This window comes from Antrihabitans auranticaus (assembly GCF_016481275.1).
GTDB lineage: Bacteria > Actinomycetota > Actinomycetes > Mycobacteriales > Mycobacteriaceae > Antrihabitans.
The window spans coordinates 108580-133627 of the sequence record NZ_JAEMNW010000009.1; the positions used below are offsets into that span (position 1 = coordinate 108580).

The 25048-nt window shown below is 65.8% G+C and carries 15 protein-coding genes; 11 read left to right on the forward strand and 4 right to left on the reverse strand.

What is annotated here, in order from left to right:
* Window positions 1–112: 112 nt before the first annotated feature.
* A complete protein-coding gene (locus tag JGU72_RS26885) occupies window positions 113–769 on the reverse strand; it encodes a TetR/AcrR family transcriptional regulator (protein WP_199687346.1) in 657 nt (218 codons plus the stop codon).
* A 5-nt stretch (window positions 770–774) separates the two neighbouring features.
* Window positions 775–1083: a hypothetical protein gene (locus JGU72_RS26890; protein WP_199687348.1), complete on the reverse strand. Its 309-nt coding sequence runs from the start codon at window positions 1081–1083 to the stop codon at window positions 775–777.
* A 212-nt stretch (window positions 1084–1295) separates the two neighbouring features.
* Between JGU72_RS26890 and JGU72_RS26895 the strand changes: the two genes are divergently transcribed.
* Window positions 1296–1439, forward strand: coding sequence for a hypothetical protein (locus JGU72_RS26895; RefSeq protein WP_199687350.1), 144 nt, complete (start codon window positions 1296–1298; stop codon window positions 1437–1439).
* A 46-nt stretch (window positions 1440–1485) separates the two neighbouring features.
* Here the strand turns inward: JGU72_RS26895 and JGU72_RS26900 are convergent, their stop codons facing one another.
* Window positions 1486–2289: a TylF/MycF family methyltransferase gene (locus tag JGU72_RS26900; protein WP_199687352.1), complete on the reverse strand. Its 804-nt coding sequence runs from the start codon at window positions 2287–2289 to the stop codon at window positions 1486–1488.
* Between the two features lie 111 nt (window positions 2290–2400).
* Entirely contained in the window at window positions 2401–3621 is a 1221-nt protein-coding gene (locus JGU72_RS26905) for a lipase family protein (RefSeq protein WP_199687354.1), read from the reverse strand.
* 499 nt (window positions 3622–4120) lie between these two features.
* Between JGU72_RS26905 and JGU72_RS26910 the strand changes: the two genes are divergently transcribed.
* Genes JGU72_RS26910 through JGU72_RS26955 form a run of 10 tightly spaced genes read left to right on the forward strand, consistent with a single transcriptional unit; the run spans window position 4121 to window position 24988 of the window.
* Window positions 4121–10951 (forward strand): type I polyketide synthase, encoded by a 6831-nt coding sequence (locus tag JGU72_RS26910; protein WP_199687355.1) that lies wholly within the window; start codon window positions 4121–4123, stop codon window positions 10949–10951.
* Complete coding sequence (locus JGU72_RS31345) at window positions 10944–15386, forward strand: type I polyketide synthase (RefSeq protein ID WP_199687356.1); 4443 nt, start codon at window positions 10944–10946, stop codon at window positions 15384–15386. The genes JGU72_RS26910 and JGU72_RS31345 overlap by 8 nt, the downstream gene beginning before the upstream one ends.
* The gene (locus JGU72_RS26920; protein WP_199687357.1) at window positions 15383–15697 is read left to right on the forward strand and encodes a phosphopantetheine-binding protein; all 315 of its coding nucleotides are present in this window, start codon (window positions 15383–15385) and stop codon (window positions 15695–15697) included. Before JGU72_RS31345 ends, JGU72_RS26920 begins: the two co-directional genes overlap by 4 nt.
* Window positions 15690–16523 carry an alpha/beta fold hydrolase gene (locus tag JGU72_RS26925; RefSeq protein WP_199687358.1) on the forward strand — a complete coding sequence of 278 codons (834 nt, stop codon included), beginning with the start codon at window positions 15690–15692 and terminating at the stop codon, window positions 16521–16523. Before JGU72_RS26920 ends, JGU72_RS26925 begins: the two co-directional genes overlap by 8 nt.
* Complete coding sequence (locus JGU72_RS26930) at window positions 16520–17728, forward strand: glycosyltransferase (RefSeq protein WP_199687359.1); 1209 nt, start codon at window positions 16520–16522, stop codon at window positions 17726–17728. Before JGU72_RS26925 ends, JGU72_RS26930 begins: the two co-directional genes overlap by 4 nt.
* On the forward strand, window positions 17721–18701 hold the full coding sequence (locus tag JGU72_RS31350; RefSeq protein WP_199687360.1) for a GHMP family kinase ATP-binding protein: 981 nt from the start codon (window positions 17721–17723) through the stop codon (window positions 18699–18701). The genes JGU72_RS26930 and JGU72_RS31350 overlap by 8 nt, the downstream gene beginning before the upstream one ends.
* Before the next feature lie 31 nt (window positions 18702–18732).
* A complete protein-coding gene (locus JGU72_RS26940) occupies window positions 18733–20592 on the forward strand; it encodes a class I SAM-dependent methyltransferase (protein WP_199687361.1) in 1860 nt (619 codons plus the stop codon).
* A gap of 21 nt (window positions 20593–20613) precedes the next feature.
* Window positions 20614–21921: a glycosyltransferase gene (locus JGU72_RS26945; RefSeq protein WP_199687362.1), complete on the forward strand. Its 1308-nt coding sequence runs from the start codon at window positions 20614–20616 to the stop codon at window positions 21919–21921.
* Complete coding sequence (locus tag JGU72_RS26950) at window positions 21918–23102, forward strand: glycosyltransferase (protein ID WP_199687363.1); 1185 nt, start codon at window positions 21918–21920, stop codon at window positions 23100–23102. The genes JGU72_RS26945 and JGU72_RS26950 overlap by 4 nt, the downstream gene beginning before the upstream one ends.
* Window positions 23099–24988 carry a class I SAM-dependent methyltransferase gene (locus JGU72_RS26955; RefSeq protein ID WP_199687364.1) on the forward strand — a complete coding sequence of 630 codons (1890 nt, stop codon included), beginning with the start codon at window positions 23099–23101 and terminating at the stop codon, window positions 24986–24988. The genes JGU72_RS26950 and JGU72_RS26955 overlap by 4 nt, the downstream gene beginning before the upstream one ends.
* Window positions 24989–25048 lie beyond the last annotated feature (60 nt).

Genomic DNA, 25048 nt, shown 5'->3' on the forward strand with positions numbered 1-25048 from the left:
GCTGGTCGTTCAGCTTGAACGACGATTTCCTCAATGTTGAGAGTACCCTCAGTTTTGCGAGCGTCAAGAGTGCGCACCGAGCAACAGCGGTGCGAAACCGTGCCGGCGAGCTTTATTCGCTGGTGTCGTCGGCGCTGAATTGCGCCGCAAGCGTGCTGGCCTCGCCGGTGGTGACGCCGAGCAGCCGAAGGGCGTACGCGACGAACTCGGCGTCCGCCGAGGAGTCGAGCTCACCATCCAGCTTGGCACGCACGCAGCCGATCAGTGCGCCCCCGATCACGTACTCCGCGAGCAGGGGCGTCGTTACCTGGAAGCGGCCTTCGTCGATCCCGCGGCGGACATCGATCAGTAGCCGCTCACCGAGCCGCTTCAACAATGATTCATGCGAAATAGCGACTCGAACGATCAGCCATCCCCACACCGGATCGCTGGCCGTCGCGGCGAGGGTGCCGAAAAGAGCAGTCGTGACCTTCGCCGCCGGATCCGACAGTTCGCCCGTCAGCGCGTCCATCGCATGTCCGTGCAACTCGAGCGCGTCGTCGATGACAGCGTCGAGCAGTTCCTCCTTGGTGGAGAAATAGTTGTAGAAGGACCCGAACGCAAGATCGGCGGTTTCGGCGATCTCGCCGATGGTTGCCGCGTCGACCCCCTTGCGGGCGATCACGGAACGGCCGGCCTCGACCAGCCGTGCGCGGGTCTCGGCCTTCCGACGCGCAGCCCGGTTCTGACGTCGATCGTCCGGGTGTGAAGTGTCGATCGATGGGGCCATTGCGGTCAGGAGGCGCCCGATTTGCGGCGTCTGATCAGCCAGCGCACCAGAAGTGCCCCGACGATCAGCAGAACGATCACGACGATGATCGTCACGATCAGTCCGCCTTTGCTCTTTTTCTTCTTCTTTTTCACCTTGGCAAGCGGGTCCGCGGTCGGTGCGGATTTGGTTACGACGTTCGAACTCGACGTGCCGCTCTTCTCGTGAACTTGCGCGAGGGTCGTCGTCTGCGCTGACGCAGTGGCCGTCGCCGAGAACATCATCGCAGTGGCGACAAGCAGTGCTGATACCAAAAGTATGAGTTTGCGGAGCATGTTCCTGAGCATGCCAGCCGCGATCGCCGTCGGCCGAAGATCCGCGGGATCCGTGACCGTGTCTGGTCGGCTCCAGGGCCTCTGCCAGCGCGTTCCGCCCAACCGGTGCCCCGGTGAGGGCGCCTCGACAAAAGTGGCGTTGATCTCAAAAGGTTCCAGCTGTGGCCTAATCGATATGTAATCGAAGGGACCCAGAGGTGAGGAGGCGGTGTATGGAGCTCATTGTGCTCGTCGCCGCTATTCCGATCCTCACAGTGCTCGGCCTGCTGATGATCGTGGCTCTGTTCTGGATCGAGATGCGTCGCATGGCCTTGGCATCCGGTCAGGCAGACACAGAGGCCGACCAGCGGCAGTAAGCCCGATGATGGGGCATCCAAGAGGGGGGCGTCCAAGACGCGTCCGCTACCGGGTTGCTGTCTTCCGCCAGTACGCGCCCGTCCAGTCGATCGTCTCGATCCGCTCCGATATTCCGTTGGTTGCGCGAAATTCGTCGACCGCTCGGCGACACCGGGAGAGTCCGTAGTCGTCGACGATCAAGTAGCCGCCGACGGACAGCTTCGAATACAGGTTCGTCAGGCCGTCCATGGTCGATTCGTACATGTCGCCGTCGAGGCGGACGATCGCGAGTTGTTCGATCGGTGCGGTCGGCAAGGTGTCCCTGAAGTAGCCCTCGAGGAACACGACTTGATCGTCGAGCAGGCCGTAGCGACGAAAGTTCTCCTCGACCTGGCTGCGGGAAATTGCGAGCTGTTTGAACCGGTACAGGAGGTCGCCCGCGTCGGCGGGGTACTTCTTTCGGTCCGGCCGCGGCAGACCCTGGAACGAATCCGCCACCCAGACCCGCCGATCTCGTATGCCGTGCGCGTCGAGCATGCCGCGCATGAATATGCAGGCACCACCACGCCAGACACCGGTCTCGATGAAGTCACCCGGAACGTTGTCCGCGAGCACTCTTTCGACGCACGACCGCAGGCTCTTCAGCCGTGCGCGACCGATCATGGTGTGGGCCAACGCAGGCCAGTCCCGACCGTCTTCGCGGGCCTCGGGGCCAAGGCGTTTGAGCGCCAACCGCGGCGTCGTATGACCGTCCGCGGCATTCCACAAAGCCATCGTGAGCGTGTTGGACAACAAATCGATATAGCGCGACCGGAGATGATCCTCGACATTTTTCTGGACGATCGTGCCTGAATTTTCTATGCTCTGCATCTCCGGTTTCCTTTCGGCCAAGCGCACAGATTCGAAATCGCTTCGAGATAAAACTCGTGCGCGATTGGTGTTTCTAAGGACTGCCTAACCGCGCACCGGGGGCGAAGCCCCTCAGCACGTTGTCGGGGTCGGCAAACCGGCGAATTTCTGCTCGAGCCACTCGACCGCTCTGGGCATACCGACCGCAGCCGCAGCGAGGTGGTCCAAAGGGTCGGTCGCGAACGAATAAACCGGAGTGCCGCCATCGCACCAGCGACGCATCAGCGCGTTGATCGAATCCAGCGGAATAAGCGCGTCCGTGGGACTGTGCCATTCGAAAATCGGTGCCGTCGGTACACCGGGGAACAGCTCGAGACTGTTCTCCGACAGCAATTGCCAACCCACGGGATCGTGGATGAAATCCGTGCGGTCGGTCAGTTCGCCCGCGCTTCGATTGAAACCCCAGAACATGAGCTCGCCGTTGCAACCGTTGGCGGTGAGCCGTTGTAATTCCCTGCCTGTCGCATTCAGCTGACCGGATACATCGAGCCGGTCGGGATATTCACGCTCGAGACCGAACGCGGCCGCCATCGCCAAGCCGAATGCGGGATGGGGGTTGGTGCCGAGTCCCAGAGCCATCTTCACGAGGTTGACGGGAGCTCCGCCCAGCGCCGCGCCGACGATGTCGAGTTCCGGTGCGTACTCGGGGGCAAGAGCCGCGGCCCATGCCGACGCCATACCGCCACCGGAGGCACCGCCGATTCCGACCTTGCTGTTCGCCACTCGGAATTCCGGGACGCGCTGCACGGCTCGAATGCCGTCGAGCACGATCAGTCCGCCGAGTTTCGCTGCACCATAAGCCATTTCGAGACCGAGATGATCTGGTAACGCGACCGCCCAACCACGCTCGAGGGCGATATTGAGGGCGGGGGCTTCCGGGACCTGCGCGGTGGGGTCGGTCGAATAGAGCTCGTTCGCGACCTTGCAGCGGGTGCCGAGCGAATTCACATAGTGCTGGTAGGACAGGAGTGGGCCATCGGGTACGTGGTTCGCCGGAATGACCATTGTGGTGTTGGCGGCGATCGGCCGGCCCTCGGAGTTCGTGCTCCGAAACAACACCTGCCACACCGCACTGCCCGGAAAGGCATCGAGCGGCGGCATCGGGCGAACGCGTAATGCGTCGCCGGGTGCGTATGCGGCGATATCGGCCGGCACCGAAAAGAACGGGTCAGGATCGGGAGTCGGTAGGAACGGCTGGGCTGGCGCCACGGCAGGTAGTCCCAGCGATCCGGCGCACGCAATGACCAGCCCGAGGACGAACGCTACTGCGGATCGGCGGACCTGCTGGCCCATGTCGCACACCCCTACTCGTCATGTCGTCCGCTTGCGGTGCCCGAGCGCTTTCAGCGCGGACGGACCGAGGCAACCGCAACGGATGCGCGAGCGAGACTATGCCCTAGAAACTGCTCCACCACAATGGACCTAGGTAATCAGTTTTTTCGATTTGCGCCGTATTCCTCGGAACGCGGGACCGAAACCGACCTGATGCCGGTCTTTGTGCCGAAAACATGGTGTACATCCTGCCCTTGTGATCGAGCTGTGATTGTGCTCTACCGTCGCGCAGACGACCGTGGATTGCGCAAAATAAATTGCATCTGCAGCGAGTCCCGAATTGGGTGTACGATCCCGATTCGGCCAATATTCGGGCAATCACGCAGACGAGCTAGGGCCGGGAACGGGTACAAGCTTTTTGCGGCTGATACCGGGCGGAGATGGAATGGAGAGCGTGGCGCGGTCGGGCGACCAAGTTCTGGGGATCTCTCCGTTTTCAGAACCCAACGCCCGACACACTGTGGCTGTTGCGCGCGCCGGTGGTGTCGGCATCCTCGATCTGGGTCGCGATGTCCACGCTGCAGACGTTGCGCTCGCCGATATTTGCGAATGGTGGCAAGGCCCGTTCGGCGTACGTGTGCCGGCGGGATGCAAGTCGGACCCATTCGATGTTCCCGATCGGGTGGATACCGTCGTGCTCGCGTCGCTGGACGGCACTGCCGAATGGTTGCGGGCCGACCGGCGCTGGCGAGTTCTCGTAGAGGTGTGTTCGCTTGCGCAGGCGCGCGATGCCGTCCGAGTCGGCAGCCATGGACTCATCGCGCGCGGATGTGAGGGGGGCGGACGAGTAGGGCAGGCGACGACGTTCGTTCTGCTGCAGCAGCTCCTTGCCGACCCCGCCGTCGCTGTTCCGATCTGGGCCGCGGGCGGTATCGGCCTGCATACCGCCGCCGCAGCGGTGGCCGGAGGCGCGGCCGGTGTCGTGCTGGACACCCAGTTGGCCCTCGTCTCCGAGATGGAACTTCCGCGCACAGTGACGGCCGCACTGCGCGCGATGGACGGAAGCGAAACGGCCGTCGTCGGCGGCCATCGTGTCTACGTTCGCCCGGATCTCTCTGTGCCGGAACCAGATTGGACTCCCGAGCAGGTCGCTGAAAGGCTCGGCGCACAGGACCTCCGAACCCAGTTGCTCCCCGTCGGCCAGGACGGTGCGCTCGCCGCAATGCTCGCCGACCGGTTCGGCACCGCGGGCGGAGTGGTGCAGGCGATTCGCAGCGCAATCCAGACGAATATCGCCGCTTCTGTCGAACACGCACCGCTCGGCGCCGGCGGACGGTTCGCAGCACGGCACGGTCTGCGTGTGAGCGCCGCGCAGGGGCCGATGACGCACGTCAGCGACAAGGCCGCGTTCGCTGCGGCAATCGCGCGCGAGGGTGGTCTTCCCTTCCTGGCGCTCTCGCTCATGTCGGGAGACAAAACTCGCGCATTGCTCGAAGAAACCGCGACCGCGCTCGGCGCGGCCCCGTGGGGTGCGGGCATTCTCGGGTTCGTTCCCGCCGAGCTCCGCGAAGCGCAGTTGCAGGCCGTTCTTGCGGTGCGACCGCCGTACGCGCTGATTGCAGGCGGCCGACCCGCACAGGCGGCCGAATTGGAGAAGGCGGGCATAGCGACTTTCCTGCATGTGCCTTCGCCCGGTCTGCTGGACCAGTTCCTCGCGCAGGGTGCGCGCCGCTTCGTGTTCGAGGGACGCGAGTGCGGCGGACACGTCGGTCCGCGAACCAGTTTCGCGCTGTGGGAAGCGCAGATCGAGCGTCTCCTCGCCTTCGGCCGCGAGCACCCCGACCCCGAGCAATATTTCGACGGGGTCCAGGTTCTGTTCGCGGGCGGCATTCACGACGAACGCTCGGCCGCGATGGTCTCCACCCTGGCGGCACCACTCGTCGCGCGCGGGGCCGGAATCGGCGTGCTGATGGGAACCGCGTATCTCTTCGCCGAGGAGGCTGTCGCGTCGGGCGCCATCGTGCCGACATTCCAGGAGGCCGCCCTGGGCTGCACCGACACCGTCCTACTCGATACGTCGCCGGGCCATTCGACTCGCTGTGTCGATTCGCCGTACGTCCGTGCGTTTCTCGACACAAAGCAGCGGATGATTGCCGACGGTGTTGGGCGGCAACAGATGTGGGCCGAACTCGAACAGCTCAATCTCGGCCGGTTGCGAATCGCCAGCAAGGGACTGCGGCGCCGCGGCGACGACATCGTCGCAGTGGCTGCGGGCGTTCAGCGCAGCGACGGCATGGTGATGATCGGCGACGTTGCCGCCCTGCGGTCGACGACGACCACGATCGCGGAGATTCACGACCGCGTCAGCGCCGGTGCGACCGACTTCCTCGCGACTCGTGCTGCCGAACTCGGAATCGGTTCCGTACCAACAGAAGTAAAGGGTTCCGCGCCGCTCGACATAGCGATCGTCGGCATGGCAGGCGTCTTTCCCCAAGCCGAAGACGCGGCACGCTACTGGTCGAACGTCCTCGACGGTGTCGATGCGATCACCGAAGTATCTGCCGATCGCTGGGATCCTGCGCTGTACTACGACTCGGATGCGGGCGGCCGGCCAGACGGGCACAAAACGCCGTCCAAGTGGGGCGGCTTCGTGCCCTACATCGCGTTCGATGCCCTGGCTTACGGCATTCCGCCTGCTTCGCTCGCGGCGATCGAGCCGGTACAACTACTCGCACTCGAGGTCGCCGCGCGGGCGCTGCGCGACGCCGGTTACCGGACCGTCGGTGGTGCCGGTCGGAGCTTCGATCGCGACCGCACATCGGTTATCTTCGGCACCGAACCGGGCAGCGACCTCAGCAACGCGTACGGCTTCAGAACACTGTTCCCGTCCTACTTCGGCGAGCTGCCGACCGGACTCGACGCTCATTTGCCGAAGCTCAGCGAGGACTCGTTCCCGGGTGTGCTCGGCAACGTGATCGCAGGCCGGATCGCCAACCGGCTCGATCTCGGTGGTGCGAACTACACGGTCGACGCCGCGTGCGCCTCGTCGCTCGCCGCGCTGGACACCGCGTGCAAAGAGTTGAGCGCCGGCACGAGCGACATGGTGCTGTGCGGGGGAGCGGACACGCACAACAGCGTGTCGGACTACCTGCTCTTCTCGTCGGTCGGTGCGCTGTCGGCGAGCGGGCGCTGCCGCACCTTCGATTCCGCGGCTGACGGAATCGCCATCGGCGAAGGCGTCGGCTGCCTCGTCCTCAAACGCTTGGTCGATGCCGAAAGCGACGGCGATCGCGTGTATGCGGTCGTCAAGGCGATCGCCGGCTCGAGTGACGGACGTTCGCTGGGGTTGACTGCACCGCGCGCGGACGGCCAGCGTCGGGCGATGGAGCGCGCCTACCTGATGGCCGGTGTTTCACCGGCGCAGGTGGGCCTCGTCGAAGCACACGGCACCGGAACAGTCGTCGGAGACCGAACCGAACTGGCGGCATTGACCGAAGTCTTCGCCGACGCAGGCGCGACGCCCGGTGCGTGCGCGCTCGGATCGGTGAAAAGTCAGATCGGGCACACGAAGTGTGCTGCGGGACTTGCCAGTCTGATCAAGACCGCACGCGCACTGTATGTCGGTGCGCGCCCACCGACCGGGAACGTCTCGACCCCGAACGGCTTCTGGGACACGGCCTCGAGCCCGTTCTACTTCGACTCCGTCGCCCGGCCGTGGCTTGCACCCGCGGGCGAACGGTTCGCCGGAGTCAGCTCGTTCGGGTTCGGCGGCACCAACTTTCACGCGGTTCTCGCGGGTTACGGCGGCGCGCCCGAACCTGCCCACGGCCGCGACGAGTGGCCCGCGGAGCTGTTCTGTTTCCGCGGTGCCGACCGTCAGGCAGCACAACGGTCGATGGAACGATTGGCCGACCTCCTCACGGCCAACGACGCCGCGGGCAGACCGTGGCGGCTGCGCGACCTTGCGCGAACCGTTGCCGAAGAGTTCGGCGATTCCGGACGGCCCGTGCAGGTCGCGTTCGTGGCATCCGATCTCGATGACCTGATGAGCCGGCTTGCGTTGGCGCGAGACTCCGTCACGAGGCCCGGCGACGGTATCTTCGCCGCCGTCGGGCCGACGGCGGCGAAGACCGGGCGAGTGGCATTCCTGTATCCCGGCCAAGGCTCGCAGCGCGTCGGGATGCTGGCCGATCTGTTCGTCGCTTTCCCGCGGTTGCGACGGTTTTTGCGCCTCGGCAAGGACTGGTACCCACAGATGTACCCGCCCGCGACGTTCTCGCCCGACGATGCGGCTGCGCAGCGCGCAGACCTCACCGACACCCGGGTCGCGCAACCGGCACTGGGCGTTGCCGAACTGGCCATGACAGAGTTGCTCGCCACGTTGGGGATTCGGCCGGATGCCGCGGCGGGCCACAGCTACGGCGAGCTGGTCGCGCTGTATTCGGCAGGTGTCCTGTCCGACGTCGAGTTGCTCGATCTCAGTCGTGCCCGCGGTGCGGCAATCATTGCCGCCGCACGAAGTGCCGGCCAGGACGCCGGTGCGATGGCCGCTGTCAGTGGGAATGCCGAGCGTGTGCGGGCCGTGCTCGCGGCGCACACCGACTGCGAATCGGTGGTGCTGGCCAACCGCAATGCACCCGAGCAGACAGTGATTTCCGGCCCGACGGCGGCGATCGAGAGCGCGGTCGTCCGGCTCGGTTCGCAGGGTCTGCGTGCGACCAAACTTCCTGTGGCGTGCGCATTCCACAGCCCGGTCGTGGCGGGTGCGGCCGGCAGTCTCGGGCTAGCGATCGACAAGACTCACCTGGCCGCACCGTCGTTCCCAGTCTGGTCGAATTCGACGGCGGCGCCCTACCCGCGCAGTGTCGAGGCAGTTCGTGACCTGCTCGTCCGGCAGGTCGCAGAGCCGGTGCGCTTCGTCGAACAGATCGAGTCGATGTACGCCGCCGGCGTGCGGATCTTCGTCGAGGCGGGTCCGGGTCGCGTGCTGACGCAGCTCGTCGGCAAGATTCTCGGCGATCGCGAGCACACCGTCGTGGCATGTGACGCGCCCGGCGAATCCGGACTGCGCCGGCTGCTGTTTGCGCTCGCCGAACTCGCGGCCGCGGGCGTCGCGGTCGACACGACTGCGCTGTTCAGGGGCCGAGACGCGCGAGCTGTTTCGCAGGCTGACCTGCCACGACGACCGGGCTGGTTGGTGAACGGTCAGCTGATCTGCACAGCGGACAGACAACACGTGCCCGGCAGTCTGCGCCCGGCGCGCGAACTCGAGACGCAAGTCCTTCCGCTGGCTGCTTTCGGTCCGGCGCCGACAGCGGCCCGCGACGATGTCGTGCTCGAGTTCCTGCGGTCGACGCGCGAACTGATGACTGCGCAGCGTGACGTCATGATGGGCTACCTCGGTACGACCGCTGCCGAACTTCCCGCCGCGCTGCCGGTGCATTCGGTGGCCGCCATCCCCGCGGTGGAAGCTCCCGAGTCGGCCGAGATCGTCACTGCCGCACCCGCAGTTCAATTCACGCCCGAGCGGGCTTTCGCGACGTTGCGTGCTGTCGTGAGCGAAAGGACAGGTTATCCGGCGGACATGCTGGACGCCGATCTCGACCTCGAAGGCGACCTCAGCATCGACTCGATCAAACGGATCGAGATCTTCGGAGTGCTGCGCGAGCGCATGGCGTTCCTGGGCGGTTCGGCGGCTGTCGACGAGTCCGCTGTCGAGGAACTCGCACGACTCAAGACTCTGCAGATGATCGTGGATTGGCTTGTGAGCCGGTCTGATTCGGCGACAGCCGCCGTGCCCGCCGACGGGAACGGCGCTGCGGGAAGCGACCCAGCGCCGGTATCGGCGGGATGCGAGCGCTACGTGGTCGAGGTGCAGCCGTTGCCTGCCCTCGCGCCGAGTGCGGCAACGTCGTTGGCCGGACACAATGTCGTCGTTGTCGAATCCGGGTGCGACGTCGACCGCGAAGTAAGAATCTTGCTCGAACGGCACGGCGCCAAGGTGTGCCAACTGCAGGCAGATGCCGACTGGAGCAAGGCAATTCGTAGCGCTGACGTGGTCGTGCACCTCGCGGGAATTGCCGCAGACACCGCGCCACTGCTGCCCGACAACTTTGCGCTGCTGCGGGAGTCGCTACTCGGTGGGGCAACTCGGCTTCTCGTGGCCACCGGTCTCGGCGGCAGGTTCGGTCGCGACAGTCACAGCAGAGGCGACGGGGCGGTCGGGTTGCACGGGCTGGTTCGAACGGCAGCACTGGAGTTCCCCGAAGTCGCCGCGCGCGCCGTCGATGTCGATCCCAAGGACGAACCCGAACGAATCGCTGCCGCGTTGATCGCCGAACTTTGTCTGACGGACCGGAGTGCCCCCGTTGTCGTGGGTTACCTCGACGGTGAGAGGGCGACGCCGATCGTCGTCGCAACACCGCTGTCCGCAGGAGCACTGTCCGGGGAACGGCAGCCCGACGCGGCCGCACTCGGTCTCGGACCGTCGGCTGTCGTTCTGCTCACCGGTGGTGCTCGCGGCATCACCGCGAAGGTAGCGATGGGCCTGGCACGCGTGACCGGTTGCCACGTCGAACTGGTCGGGCGCACACCGCTTCCCGAGGCACCCGAATCGCCGGCAACCGCTGCGGCAACAGATCGAATTGCGTTGCGCCGCGCACTCATCGCACAGGGTATGCGAATTCCCGCCGACGTGGATGCCATGGCGACGCGCCTTCTCGCCGAGCGGGAAATCCGCAGCACGCTAGCCGTGCTGGATGGCAGTGCGGCGTCAGTTCGTTATCACGCCCTCGATATCCGGGACGCCGCGGCGGTTCGCAGGGTCGTCGACGACATCTATTCGCGGCACGGACGGCTCGACGGTGTCGTGCACGGCGCAGGAATTCTGGACGACCGCCTCACCAAAGACAAGTCGCCGCAATCGTTCCGGAACGTCTTCGACACGAAGATCGAAGGTGCGCGCGCCATCGCGCGGGCGGTGCGGGAAGACCTGCGGTTCCTCGTGCTGTTCGGCAGTGTGTCCGGCGTCTTCGGAAATCGGGGCCAGGTCGACTACGCCGCGGCCAACGACGCACTCGACACCCTTGCGCATACGTGGGGCGCCCGCATCCCGGGGCGCGTGCTCGCCGTCGACTGGGGTCCCTGGGCCGCGACCGACGGCGGGATGGTGACGGCCGAATTGGTGCAGGAGTACGCGCGACGGGGTATCGGCGTGATCGAGCACGACGACGGGGTCGCGTGCTTGCTGCAGGAGTTGGCGTACGGCGGCGGCGACGACGTGCAGGTGCTGTACATGGCGGGGTCACCCGAAGGATTCGGCGCCGCGATGCCGGGTCGTGCTCGTGACTGACGCGGCACACGGCTCCAACGGACCGGCGGTGGCTATCGTCGGGATCGGCGCCCTGTTCCCCGGTGCCGGTGATGCAGAAACCTTCTGGCGCAACATAGTCGGCGGGGTCGACGCGATCTCGCAGGTCCCACCCACGCGGTGGGATCCCGAGTACTACCAGCCGGATCTGCCGGCCGCCAGTGATCGGCTCTACTGTCGGCGCGGTGGCTTCGTCGACGACCTCGCCTACTTCGACCCGGCCCCGTTCGGCATCATGCCGTTCGCTGCAGCCGGTTCGGAACCGGATCAAATGCTGGCCCTACGGGTCGCCACCGAGGTGATCACCGACATCGGCGGTCCAGAGCGGCTGCCTGACCGAAGCCGGGTCGGTGTGATCCTGGGACGTGGCGGCTACCTGTCCCCAGCGGGCGCGCGGCTCGATCAACGCGTGCGGACGGCGCGACAGCTGGTCACGACGTTGCGCGAGTTGGTACCCGACCTCGGTGAGGATCAGCTCGAACAGGTCCGCTCCGCGTTCCAGGAGCGGCTCGGACCCGAAAGACCGGAGGCCGCAATCGGCTTGGTGCCCAACCTCGTCGCATCCCGCATCGCGAACCGGCTCGATCTGCAGGGCCCGGCGTATACGGTCGACGCGGCTTGTGCGTCGTCGCTACTGGCAGTCGACCACGCTGTCAGCGAACTTGCCACCGGCCGTTGTGATTTGGTCCTTGCCGGCGGGGTTCATCACACCCACGACATCACCTTCTGGTCGGTGTTCACCCAACTCGGCGCGTTGAGCCGCAGTGAGCAGATTCGCCCCTTCGATCAAAGTGCGGACGGGCTGCTGATCGGTGAAGGCACGGGCATGATTGCGCTGAAGCGACTCGCGGACGCCGAGCGGGACGGCGACCGGATCTATGCGGTCGTCCGCGGTACCGGAATTTCGAGCGACGGCCGCGCATCGAGCCTGATGGCGCCGCGCACGGAAGGTCAAGTCCTCGCGCTGCAAAGGGCCTGGCGCACAGCGGGACTCGATCCGACCGCACCGGGAGCGATCGGACTGCTCGAGGCGCACGGAACCGCGACACCCGCCGGCGACGAGGCTGAACTTGCCACATTGACGACGGTTTTCGGTCTGGCTACGACGTCGGGACCGGACATCGGAATCGGTTCTGTGAAGTCCATGATCGGCCACACCATGCCTGCCGCGGGTATCGCTGGTCTCATCAAGGCGGTTCTCGCGGTGTACCACGGGGTCTTGCCGCCGACCTTGCACTGCGACGAACCGCACCGCGCGTTCGCGGGTACCCGCTTCGCGCCCGTGACCGCCGCCCGACCGTGGAAAGAACCACTGACCGGTCCACGGCGGGCTGCCGTCAACGCCTTCGGCTTCGGCGGCATCAACGCACACGTGATCGTCGAACAAGCGCCTGGACCGAAGGTCGGCTCGCATCACACCGAAACCGATCGGGCTGCCGGCGCGGAGAGTCTTCTGCTGCTGTCCGGCGCAACTGTGGGCGATATCGCCGCAGCGCTCGATGTCGACGACGACGCGCTGCTCGAACAGGCCCGCCGTTGCGCGTCGACGGGTACCGGCCCGGTCCGGCTGGCGATTGCCGCACCCGACGCCCGCCGGATAGCGCTGGCACGCAAGATCGTTGCCCGCGGAACGCCGTGGCGGGGCCGCAGCGATGTCTATTTCGAGCCGCGCCGACTGATCACCGATCGCCGGCAGGTCGCGTTTCTCTTCCCGGGCCTGGAACCGACGTTTGCGCCACGGATCGAGGGGGTCGCCGCGCATTTCGGGCTTCCGCCAATCGAATTGAGCAGCGGCACGTCGTTCGTCGAGCAAGCGGTGAACGTGGTGGCAGTTAGCCGTTTGCTCGCAGCAGCCATGCACGAAATCGGTATCGAGCCAGGACTTCTGGCCGGTCATAGCCTCGGCGAATGGACAGCGATGGTCGCCGGCGGGATGTACCGGCGCGAGGATGCAGACGCCTTCATCGACTCGGTCGCCGACGACGGCGCTGATTCACCGGATGTCGTCTACGCCGCGCTCGGCTGCTCGGCCGCCGACGCTGTGACTGCGCTCGGTGCACTGCACGGTCCGGCGGATGTCGTCGTCACACATGACAATTGCCCGCATCAGTCGGTCGTGTGCGGTCACCCGCAGCGGATCGACGAGGCGATCGACCGCCTCCGTCAGGCAGGTGTACTTGCTCAGGTCGTGCCTATTCGGACGGGCTTTCACTCGCCGGTGATGGCCGACCACCTCGGTCCGGTCTACGACGCCTTCCACCGTTTGCCACCGCGTGCTGCCTCCGTCCCCGTGTGGTCCGCGACGTCGGTCGACAAGTTTCCGGACTCACCCGAGCAGATCCGCGCGCTCGTGATCAGGCATCTCGTCGAGCCCGTGCGCTTCCGGCCCTTGCTCGAGCGCCTGCACGCGGAAGGTGTCCGCGCATTCGTGCAGATCGGACCCGGCAGCCTGCCGGGATTCGTTGCAGACACGCTGCGGGGGAGCGAACACCTAGTTGTCGAAACCGCTGTTGCCGAACGTGATTCGCTGGTTCAGCTGTGGCGCGTCGCAGCGGCGTTGTGGGCCGCGGGTCTGAATCCACGGTTCGATCGGTTGCCTGGGATACAGCGGCCGGAGCGACGCACACCCGCAAAACCGTTGTCCTCGACCGCGATCAAGCTGGACCTCGGCAACCGGTCCATCATGCTCGGCGGTGCGCTGGCGCCACTCGTTCCGCAGCCGGCAGCAGCAACGTCGTCCCGAAGTCGGACTGCAGCGCTTGCGGACAGCGCGATTCTTGCCGAGTTCGACGCACTCGTCGCGGAGATGACGGCGCACACCGAGTCGGTGGTGCAGGCGTGGGCACAGACCGCCACGAATGTCGTCGCACTGCCCACGACGGCCACGACAACGCGCGTCATCTCACTCGAAACCATGCCCGAACTGATCGATCATTCGCTGATCGCGACCCCGGCGGGTTGGCATGATCCCTCGGACGGATTTCCCATCGTGCCGATCACCGGGATGCTCGAGATCATGGCGGACGCAGCCCGCGAGCTGTTGCCCGGTCGCGTCGTCATCGGCTGGTCGAATGTGCGGGCGATGCGCTGGCTCGTCGCCGCGCCGGCCACGACCGTCACGATCGACGCCGTCGTGGACGAGAGCGCACGAGACGATGCCGAGTGCGTCACGGTGACCATAGCGGGTCATGCGACCGGCACAGTCCTACTGTCCGGACGCTATCCGCACCCGCCTGAACGCACGTCGGAGCTGCTCGACGGTGAGCGCCCGGCAGCGGTCTCCGCGGATCGAATCTACCGCGACAGAAGACTTTTCCACGGCCCACGATTCGCGGGCATTACGGAGCTCGTCTGCGACGCGGACTGGGGTGCGCGCGCGGTGCTGGTCAATCTGCCGACGCGGGGTGCGCTCTTCGACGCGGTCGGTCAGGTGATCGGGCATTGGGCGCAGGTGTCTCTCCAGGTCGATCGCACCGTGTTCCCGGTCGGGATCGATTCGATCGAGCTGTACGGCCCGCCGCAGCGGGATGGCGCCCTGCTGAAACAGACGGCGTGGATTCGTGAGGCCACGTCGACGACCCTGCGTGCGGATTCCGACCTGGTCGACGAGCGCGGCGCGCTGTGGGCCCGCGTGCAGGGTTGGACGAACAGCCGCATCGCGGGCGACGAGCGCAACTGGCAGATGCAGCTGCATCCCGATTCGCTCGGGCTGGGCACGATTGAGCCCGGCGGCTGGTGCCTCGTGGAGGAGCAGTGGCCCGACACCCGCACGCGCGAGTTGATCATGCGCAACTACATGTGTGCAGTCGAGCGCGACGCGTACGAACGCCTCGATCCGATGCACCAGCGGCGTTGGCTGCTCGGCCGGATTGCCGCCAAAGACGCCGTTCGTAACTGGCTGTGGGCCAACGGGACTGCGTCGGTCTACACGTGCGAGTTTGCGATCGATGCCAGTGTCACCGGTCGGCCGTATGCTGTTGGCCTGCCGAACCTCGACGAATTGCAGATCGCCCACGCGAATACGAACTGCCGCGGGCGTGCCGTGGGACTCGGCGTTGCCATGGTCGCCACCCACGCGGTCGGCATCAGTATCACAGCGGTTGGCGGCGACACCACGGAAGTGCCGCTCAGTGCGGGCGAGCGCGACCTCATCCACCAGCTGCCCACGAGCGATCCCACCGTACTGCGCGCCCGGTTCGCCGCCGCGAAAGAGGCTGCGGCGCAGTTGGCCAACGAGGATGGGCCGCTCGCGGTTGCCGCGGTCCGACACAACGCCGACCAGGACGCGGATGTCACTGTCGAGCCGCTCGCGAGCTGTCCGCTACCGATCCACACGCGTCTGATTACCGTCGACGACCAGCCCTTCGTCGTCGCGTGGACGCATTCACCGTCAGCCGACCGAGGAGACTCACGATGACCGCAGCGACCGGTGACAGCCGGGTATTCGACGAGGTGGTGGCGATGCTCACCGAGGTGATCGGCGCGGACTTCCTGCTGGAGATCGATGTGACCCCCGAATCGTCGTTCAGTGACGACCTCGCCGTGGAGAGCGTCGAGTTCGTCGCGCTGGGGCAGAAGCTGCAGCAGCGCTACGGCGAAGACGTGAATTTCGTTGCCTTCGTTGCCGACCTGGACATCGACCAGATCACCGCGATGAACGTGGGCACCGTCGTGTCTTACATCGAGACCTGTCTCTCCGAGACGGCGGCACTGGGCGCCGATGGCTGACGTCACTGCTTCCGGCGTGCGATTTCACGTCGAGCGGATCGCGCCCCGCGGCATTGCGGCGGGGTCGCTGCCCACTGCTCCAACCGTGGTGTTCATGCACGGCATGGCGGTCGACGACATGGCCAGCTTCTACTTCACCCTTGCGGCGCCGCTCGCGGCCACCGGGGCCGACGTAATTCTGTACGACCAACGTGGACAGGGTTTGTCGGAGCGACCGCGGTCGGGTTACACGATCGACGACGCGGTCGCGGACCTGTTCGGGATTCTCGACGCCATGGCCGTGACCGAGCCGGTTGTGTTGATCGGCAACAGCTTCGGCGGCTTCGTCGCGGGTCACGCTGCGTTTGCGCGACCCGAGAGGGTTGCGGGAATAGTCTTCATCGAAGCCATCTGCGCCGGACCGGTTGCCGCGGACTGGGTGGAGAGCATGGTCAACTCGCTCAGTGTCACAGCGCTGAATTTGGAACATGAACGCACACACGAACAATGCGCAACCGCGGGGCTTCGCAAGTCCGCGAAGAAGCTGGGCAGTATTTACGATCTGCTCAACGGCACGACGCTGATCGAGGACTTGGCCGCCACGCCGCCGCTGCCCGAGCGCAGTCTGGCAGCCATCGAGTGCCCGACGCTCGCAATCTTCGGTGAGCATTCGTTTCTACTGCCCGCGGCCGACGACCTCGTACGGAACGTGCCCGACTGCGCGGTCGAAATCCTGCCCGACGTGAACCATTCGGTGCTCGTCGAAGCGACGGGTCCGTTGTGCGCCTTGATCGTCGATTGGCTCGTGAGGCTGGCTCCCGTCGAACTGGCGGTGGCAACGAGATGAGTCGATACCTGTTCGTGGTGCCGCCGCTGATCGGACACATCAATCCCACTCTCGACGTCGGTGCGGAGTTGACCGCGCGTGGTCACGAGGTCGCCTGGGTCGGTTACGCGCGCGTCCTCGATGATCTGCTCCCATTGGGAGCCCGTACTTTTCGGCTGCACGACGACGTCTCCGATGCTCATCTGCGAGCAGTGCACGAACACTGGCTCGGTTTGCGCGGAACTGCGGAATTGAAGTTCTTCTGGGAAGAGTTTCTGGTTCCGCTCGGCGACGCGATGCTGCCCGGTGTCGAAGATACGATCGCGCTCTTCGCGCCGGATGTGCTCGTCGCCGACCAGCAGGCGCTCGCGGGTCCGGTCGCAGCAATGCGTGCCGGGCTGCCCTGGGCCACATCGGCGACCACGTCCTCCGAGGTAGCCCGGCCACTGGCAGCGATGCCCAAGGTCGAAGAATGGGTCGTTGCGCAGATGACGGACTTCCAGCGTGCGCAGGGTGTTTCGGAACCTGTCGATCTGCGCTGGTCTCCTGAACTCGTCTTGGTCTTCTCATCGGAGGCGCTGGTCGGTTCGCTCGATGCAGTCCCGGCACACTTCGTATTCACCGGTCCCAGCATCGCGCCGAAGCCCGCGACCGGCGAGTTCCCCTGGGAATGGCTCGATTCCGGTCGCCGGACTGTGCTTGCCTCCCTGGGCACACTCAATGCCGAGGCGGGACGCGTCTTCTACAGCGCACTGGTCGACGCGCTCGCGGACGAGGGCGATCGAATGCAGGTAGTCATCGTGGCTCCACCCGGGGTGGTCGAGAACCCTCCCGAGCATGTTCTTGTCCGGGATTTCGTGCCCCAGCGCGAGTTGCTCGGACACGTCGACGCTGTCGTGACACATGGTGGTCACAACACCGTCTGTGAAGCTCTGGCAAACCGACTTCCGTTGGTGGTGGCACCTATTCGTGATGATCAGCCGGTCATCGCGCAGCAGGTCGCCGATGCAGGCGCGGGCATCCGCGTGAGCTTCGGTCGCGTCCGGGCACCGCAATTACGCGCGGCGGTCCTCGCCGTTCTCGACGACCCCGCCTATCGCGGCGCAGCAGCGCGGATCGCCGATTCGTTCGCAGCATCCGGCGGTGCACAGACCGCAGCCAACAGGCTGGAAGAGTTGTCCGCTGCGCGATTCGCCGGAGCACGCCAGGGGGACCGTCGTGGATGACCACTACCACATGCAGCGCATGCTGGCGTCCGTGCACGAGCAGATGCACGGCAAGAACGCGGGCACGTACTGGTACGCGCCGGGCGCGGTGACTCTGCTCGACGCCGGCGATCAGTCCGTTTCTGCACCAATGCAATTCGGCGCCACCGTCGCGGTCGAACCGCGCGACGACGCGGTCGTCGATCTCCGGTGGGTATATCGCCCACTACAGTCCGACAGGATTCGCTTGACCGACCTCGAGCCGGGCACCGCCGCGGCAAGGGAGCCGCTTGCTGTCATCTGGGCGCTGCAAGCCGCCGGGCACGCGCTCGGTGGGGCCGCGGTGACCGTTCACACCGACGTACCCCGCGGAGTCGGAACGTCTATGTCGGTGGCGATCGCTTGTGCGACAGGGTTTTCGCTTCGGAATTGCTACAGGCTGGACGTGTCCGACGAGTCGATGTTCGAGATCGTCTGCGCGGGTCTGCAGGCGTTCGAGGTGCCGGGAGTGACCATCGGGGCGGTCGCGGCGTCGATTCTGGCGTGCGACGGCGAAGCGATCGCGCTCGATCGTGCGCCGAGCAGGTTGCCGTTCGGCATCGCGCACGCGGGAATGCGGCTCTTGGTCGTGGACACGGGCGTCCGCCGCGACCTTCCGCCGGAACAGCCTGTCGCTGGTACAAGCGAGCTCGATGGTGTGCGGGTGGCATTGGAGCGAAATGACTTTCGCGAATTCGGTGCCATCATGACACGAAGCCACGATGCCGGTTCAACCAGTATCGAACAACAGGTAGCCGCAACCGCTGCCTTGTCGGCAGGCGCATTCGGCGCGAGGGCGACGGTGGACGGCGCCGGTCGCCCGATAGTGGTGCTGGTTCCTGCCGCGGAAGTCGCCACGGTGCGACGCGCTGTCGCCGCCGCATATGCAGATCGAGGCTGGCGCCAACCACGTTTTCTGACGTCGTCCACCGTCGAGACCGCACGAGCCGCGTGAACGTGCACACCAACGTGAGAGGGAATCGGAAATGTCAGCGTCGGTAAAGACTCGAAGCCGCGTTTCGCGCTGGCTGCCGATCGTTACGGCGGCGGGCATGGTGGCAAACGCTGTTCGGTTGCGGCGGAACGCACACGGTCTGGTCGCGCTGCAGCCCGACCAGGCACCGGTCAGTGCGAAACACCGCTTCCTCACAGCTGCCGGCGTCGACCTGGACGAGCTCACACGACGTGCCGCCAGCGCCTTCGCTCGAACCCACGCTCTCGAGGTCGTCGATTTGGTTCCCGGCGACCTGCCCACCGAACCCGCCCTCGACTTGCTGCGGGGTCTCGATCCGCGAACCTATCGCGGCCGCCGCTTCGCACCGGGTCGCGGCGCATGCCACGCCCTCCTCGTCGACGCCGAGGTTCTGGAACGAGCCGGGATCACCCAGGTAAGCGATTGGGACCCGGTCGAATTGGCGGAAGTCACAGTCCGGTTGAAGTTGTACGCATCGACGACATTCGACGTTGCCGTCGCCGCAGGACTGCGTGCGCGCGACGACGAACGGAGCATTCATGCCGGGCTTCGGCGCGCGGCCGAGGTGCGGATGGGTAGCGATGTCCTCCTGGTCGCCGGTCCGCCCGTCGCATACGCGGGGCTGCTCGTCGGCACACTGCTGAATCCGCTGTGGGGTGCGGTGAGCCTGGCGGCGTTCGGCATTCAGCCAGCGCTCGTCCTCGCGGGCAGTGCACTTCACCCACGTGATCGCGGCGCTTCTGCTGGATTCACCCGTGTGGTGACCCGCCCGTCGAAATGGCTTCGGCTCGTCACGGGCGCGCAGCCCGCACCGCCACCCGACCCGATCGAGGAACGCCGGCCTGCATATGCGGCCGATCTGGCCGCTGGAATCGAACGATTCTTCGAGCCGCGCCGGGGTACCTGCCCGTGGTGCGACTCGCCGGATGTCGAAGTGCGCGTGGTCAGTCCCGACCACATCCAGCACAAGCCTGGCAAGTTCGTCCTCGAACAGTGCAACCGGTGCGCTCACGTATTCCAGAACCCGCGCCTCACGCCGGAGGGCCTCGACTTCTACTACCGCGATTTCTACGACGGGATCGGCGCCAAACTGATCGAGAACACCTTCGAGGCCGGCCACAGCGGATACGCGGCCAGGGTTGCGATGGTGACGGCACAGACGGCACCGCGGACGTGGCTCGATGTCGGTACCGGACTTGCCCACTTCTGCGCAACGGCGCGAGATATCCTGCCCGGCACGGAGTTCGACGGTCTCGACCGTGGCGACAACGTCGAAGAGGCGGAACGGCGCCGCTGGGTGCGGCGAGGCTACCGCGGAATGTTCCCCGAACTGGCCGACGACATCGCGGGGCGCTACGACGTCGTCAGCATGCACCACTACCTCGAGCACACACGCGATCCCTTCGAAGAGCTCAGTGCCGCAGCCAAGGTGCTGGACACCGGGGGCTACCTGCTGATCGAGGTGCCCGATCCCGAGTCGCCGTTCGGACGACTGCTCGGCGACTGGTGGATGCCGTGGTTGCAACCGCAACACCAGCATCTGATCCCGTGCGACAACCTCGTGCATGCGCTCGCAGACCGTGGCTTGACCACGGTGGACATCCATCGAGCCGAGGCCAATCAAGCAGGCGACCTCGCCCTGGCAATCCTGCTCGTAGTCAACGGCTTTGCCCACGACCGGCACCTACCGTGGCTCCCGGATACGCCGGAACGTGCACACGCGTTACGGGTCGCAGGTCGGCTGGCGGGCGTCGCGCTCGCGGCGCCGGTCGGGGGCGTGGCCATGCTCGCAGACCTCGCGTATGGCAACTACATCCGACGTACGGGCGGAGTCGGCAGCATCTACCGAGTTCTCGCCCGCAAGGACAGTTGAGTGCCAGGAAAGGAGTCTCGAATGTCGGAGCCGATCGTCATCCTCACGTACGGCACTCGAGGTGATGTGCAGCCGTGCGTCACGCTGGGCCGGCATCTCCGCGCTCGCGGCCACGAGGTCCGGGTCGTCACCAATCCGCGGTACGCGTCGATGGTCGCAGCTGCGGGATTGATGCACTTTCCATTCGGGCTCGACATCGACGGGTTGCTCGAAACAGTCGACTGGTCGACCTGGCACGCGGGCACGGGAAACGGTCCGGTGACGAAGCGTTCGCTGGAACTCCTCACGTCCGCGCTCGACGAGCGGATGGCGGAACTCGACGCGGCGTGCGTCGGCGCACGGGCAATCCTCAGTCCGACGTGGGGCGGAGTCAGCCACTACGGCGCGGACAGCCGCGGCATTCCATCCGCATACCTGCATGTGCAGCCGTGGGAACCGACCCGTGCCTTCCCGAATATCTGGGTGTCGTCGAACCGTTCCCTCGGTGGCAGGCTCAATCGCGCGAGTCATTCACTTGCCGCGCAGGTCCATTGGAAGGCGGTGCGCGAACCGATCAACAGGTGGCGCAACGCAACTCGCGGACTTCCGCCGTTGCCGAAGAAGGCGTCCGAGGTGCTGGCGGCGCGTGCGCCCGCGCCCGTACTGTGTGGCTTCAGCGAGCACGTCGTGCCACGTCCGCACGACTGGAGCGAGAATGTCCACGTAACCGGCTATTGGCATGCCGATTCGGCGGGAACCTGGGCACCGCCGACCGAACTTGCCGCGTTCCTCGACGCAGGCGACCCGCCGGTATACGTCGGTTTCGGTAGTTGGCTACCAGGCGATCCCGTCGACCTGTATCGAATCATCGTTGCCGCCCTGCGCAAGGCGGGCGTTCGCGGAATTGTGCACGTCGGGAGCGAAACCGGCGACCACGGGAGGTTCGGCAACGACATGTTCGCCACCAGCTTCGTCCCGTACGACTGGCTCTTCTCGCGTACTGCAGCCGTTGTGCACCACGGCGGCGCGGGGACAACGGGATTGGCTTTGCGTGCGGGCGTTCCCAACGTCGTGTGCCCCTTCTACGGCGATCAGATGTTCTGGGCGGCACGGGTACACGCCCTCGGAGCCGGCCCGAAGCCTGTGCCGATCAAGGGACTCAGCGCAGAGACGCTGTCGGGTGCAATCCGTTCCGCGTTGAGCGACAGCCGCATTCGCGCGAAAGCCGCAGCATTGGGAGCAGCAATGCGCAGGGAGAACGGCGCGACGCTCGCATGCGACATCGTCGAGAATTGGCTCGCGGCGAACGCGCCGAAGCCGACCGAAGTCGTGGGATCGGAAGCGAAATGAGCCGGTTCATGTTCGTGGTCCCACCACTTGCCGCGCACGTTCATCCGACTTCGGCGGTCGGGCTCGAGCTGCTGCAGCGCGGTCACGACGTGGCCTGGGTAGGTCACCAGGATCAGATCGCATCGATGTTGCCTGCGGGTGTGGACATCATCGACGTGGGCGAAGACTCGCCGCACCCGGCCGGATTCAGCAATTGGGCCGAGTCCCTGGAGGTTCGGCGCATGGAAATGCGCGGAGTCGTCGCGTTCCGATTCCTCTGGGAGGAATTTCTCGTTCCACTCGCGGCGTCGATGGTTCCGGGAATCGAGAAGGCGGTCAGCAATTTCGCGCCCGATGTGCTCGCCGTCGATCAGCACACCGTCGGTGGCGCCGTCGTCGCACGCCAGCACGACCTGCCCTGGGCAACTATGGCGATCATGTCCGCCGAACTTGTGGACCCACTTCCGGGCAAGCTGCAGGACTGGGTCCGGCAGCAACTCGACGGACTGTGGCGCCAATTCGGCGACGGGGGAGTAGGTGTGCCGCTGACCGCGGACCTGCGTTTCTCCGACCGGCTCGTCGTCGCGTTCACAAGCGAGGCACTCGTCGGCTCGGTGGACCGCTTTCCCGACTTCTACAAATTCGTCGGACCGTCGATCGCGCCCCGAACCGGCGAATTCCCCTGGGAGTGGCTGGATCCCAACCGTGAGCACGTGCTGCTCTCGCTCGGCACAGTGAGCGGTCCGATCGGCGAGCGATTTCTCGACACGGCGATCGAAGCGGTCGCCGAGTTGGGTGACCGTCTGCAACTGATTGTGGTTGCGCCACCACGCACAATTCAGTCGAACGCTTCTCATGTGCTCGTGCGCAATTGGGTGCCTTATCTCGAGTTGCTCCCGCACCTGGATGCGATCGTCTGCCATGCCGGACACACGACGACGTGTGAAGCGCTTGCCCACGGTGTGCCATTGGTGATGGCACCGATCCGCGACGACCAACCCGTGGTCGCGTGGCAAGTCGAGAACGCCGGGGCTGGGCTGCGTGTGAAGTTCGGTAGGGTCCGCCCGCCAGAGGTGCGGGACGCATTACTGAGAGTGCTCGACGACGCGTCATTCCGCGAAGCGGCCCGTCGGATCAAGGAATCGTTCACAGCGGCCGGAGGTGCTGCGGCCGCAGCCGATCATCTGGAGAGAATGTTATGAACCCCTTCCCGAAATCCGCGTGGCTGCCGGCGAGTGTCGCAGTCGGTGTGCTGATCAACGGCATTCGGCTGCGCCGCCGGTTGCGTGCGCTGCCGACGCTTACTCCTGCGGGCGCAGAAGCGTCGCCGAACGTCCGCGTCGTCACCGCCGAGGGTGTGAGCGTCGCGGAACCGGTCCGGCAGGCGGCCGCCGAGTACGCCCGAGCCGAAGGGCTCGCCGTGCTCGATCTGATTCCACCCGATCTACCGGTCGCGTCCGCGATGCACCTTGCCGCGGCGGTGGACCCGAAGACCTATCGCAGCAATCGACTAGCGATGCCCTGCAGCGCTTTCCAAGCCTCGATCGCGACCGAAGACGTCCTCGGCCGAATGCAGACGCCGGCTGTCGACGGGCTTGGCCCGATCGAGATGGCGCAGTTCGCGCTTGCGGCCAAGCGGCACGCGCCGGCCGGAGCGGATCTCGCAATCGCGCCCGGACTCTCTGCCGTGCCGGCCTCGGACGACACGCGTCGTGCCACCTTCGACGTGCTCGGCTATAAGGTGCCGGTCGTCCTGGCACCGGCTGTCCTGCGAAATGTGTTGTTGGCAACCGGTTTCGCGCTCAACCCAGGCTGGGCCGCTGTCGCACTGGCAGCGTATTGGGCACAGCCGTATCTCGTGCTTTCGGGCGGCCCGATCCGCCCACGCGACCTGCACAGAGCAGCATTGACCCGGCCCCTCACAGAACCACTGAGCTGGATCGGCTTTGCGCGGGGCGGAACACGAACACAGGAGTGGAAGCAGATGACCGACGCGGCGCTTGCCGATGCTCGGGCGGGCTACACGCGCGATCTCGAGGACGGCATCGAGCGGTTCTTCCTCCCGCCGCGAACGGATTGCCCGTGGTGCCGCTCGACGGCCCTGTCGCAGTATCTGGTGACTCCGGACCTCGCCCAGCGCAAGCCGGGAACCTTTCGTTTGGACCGTTGCGACGATTGCCGCCATATCTTCCAGAACCCAAGGCTCACAATCGCTGGGCTCGACTTTTACTACCGGGACAGCTACGACGGCCTCGGCCAGGCATCGAACGAGTTCGTGCTGTCGATGGCTGGGCCCACCTACAAGGCGCGCGCCGACATGGTGGCGGCGGTGACCACGCCGAAATCGTGGCTCGACGTCGGCCTCGGCCACGGGCATTTCTGCAACGTGGCACAAGGAGTGTGGCCGGAAACGACATTCGACGGACTCGACATGAGTGACAACGTCGATGAGGCACAGCGCCGTTCCTGGATCTCCCACGGCTACCGCGGCCAATTCTGCGAACTCGTGCCGGAGCTGGCCGGGCGCTACGACGTGATCAGCATGAATCACTACCTGGAGCACACGCTCGACCCGTACGCCGAGATCGATGCGGCCGCGCAGGTGCTGGCTCCTGGCGGGCATCTGCTGATCGAGGTCCCGGATCCGGAATGGCCGCTCGCACGTGTGCTCGGCCGGTACTGGCTCGGTTGGTCACAACCGCAGCACCTGCACATGTTTCCGATCGAGAACCTGAAGACCGCCCTCCGAGAGCGCGGTTTCACAGTTGTGGCGCAGGAGCGGGGTAACGCGCACATGCCGCTGGACTTCGGTTGCTCGGTGACCTTCGGAATCGGCAGGGTGACGCCGAACATGTCGGCGTGGTCGCCGACGACGGCGTCGATGCCGAGGCAGTTGCAGCGCGCAGCGACGTGGGCGGCCGCATCACCGCTGCTCGCGGCGGCAGGCATCGCGGATGTGGTCTTGTACTCGGCAATTCGGCATCGCGGCCGGAGTAACGCTTACCGGTTGCTGGCACGAATCGACTCCGTGGCGCCGGAGAGCCTATCCCACCCGGTCCTGCGCGAATCCCTACCGGTCGGCGGCTAGCCGGCGAGGCCGAACATCCGGCGCACCCAGGCGAGAATTGCGTCCGGCACCAAGATCAAA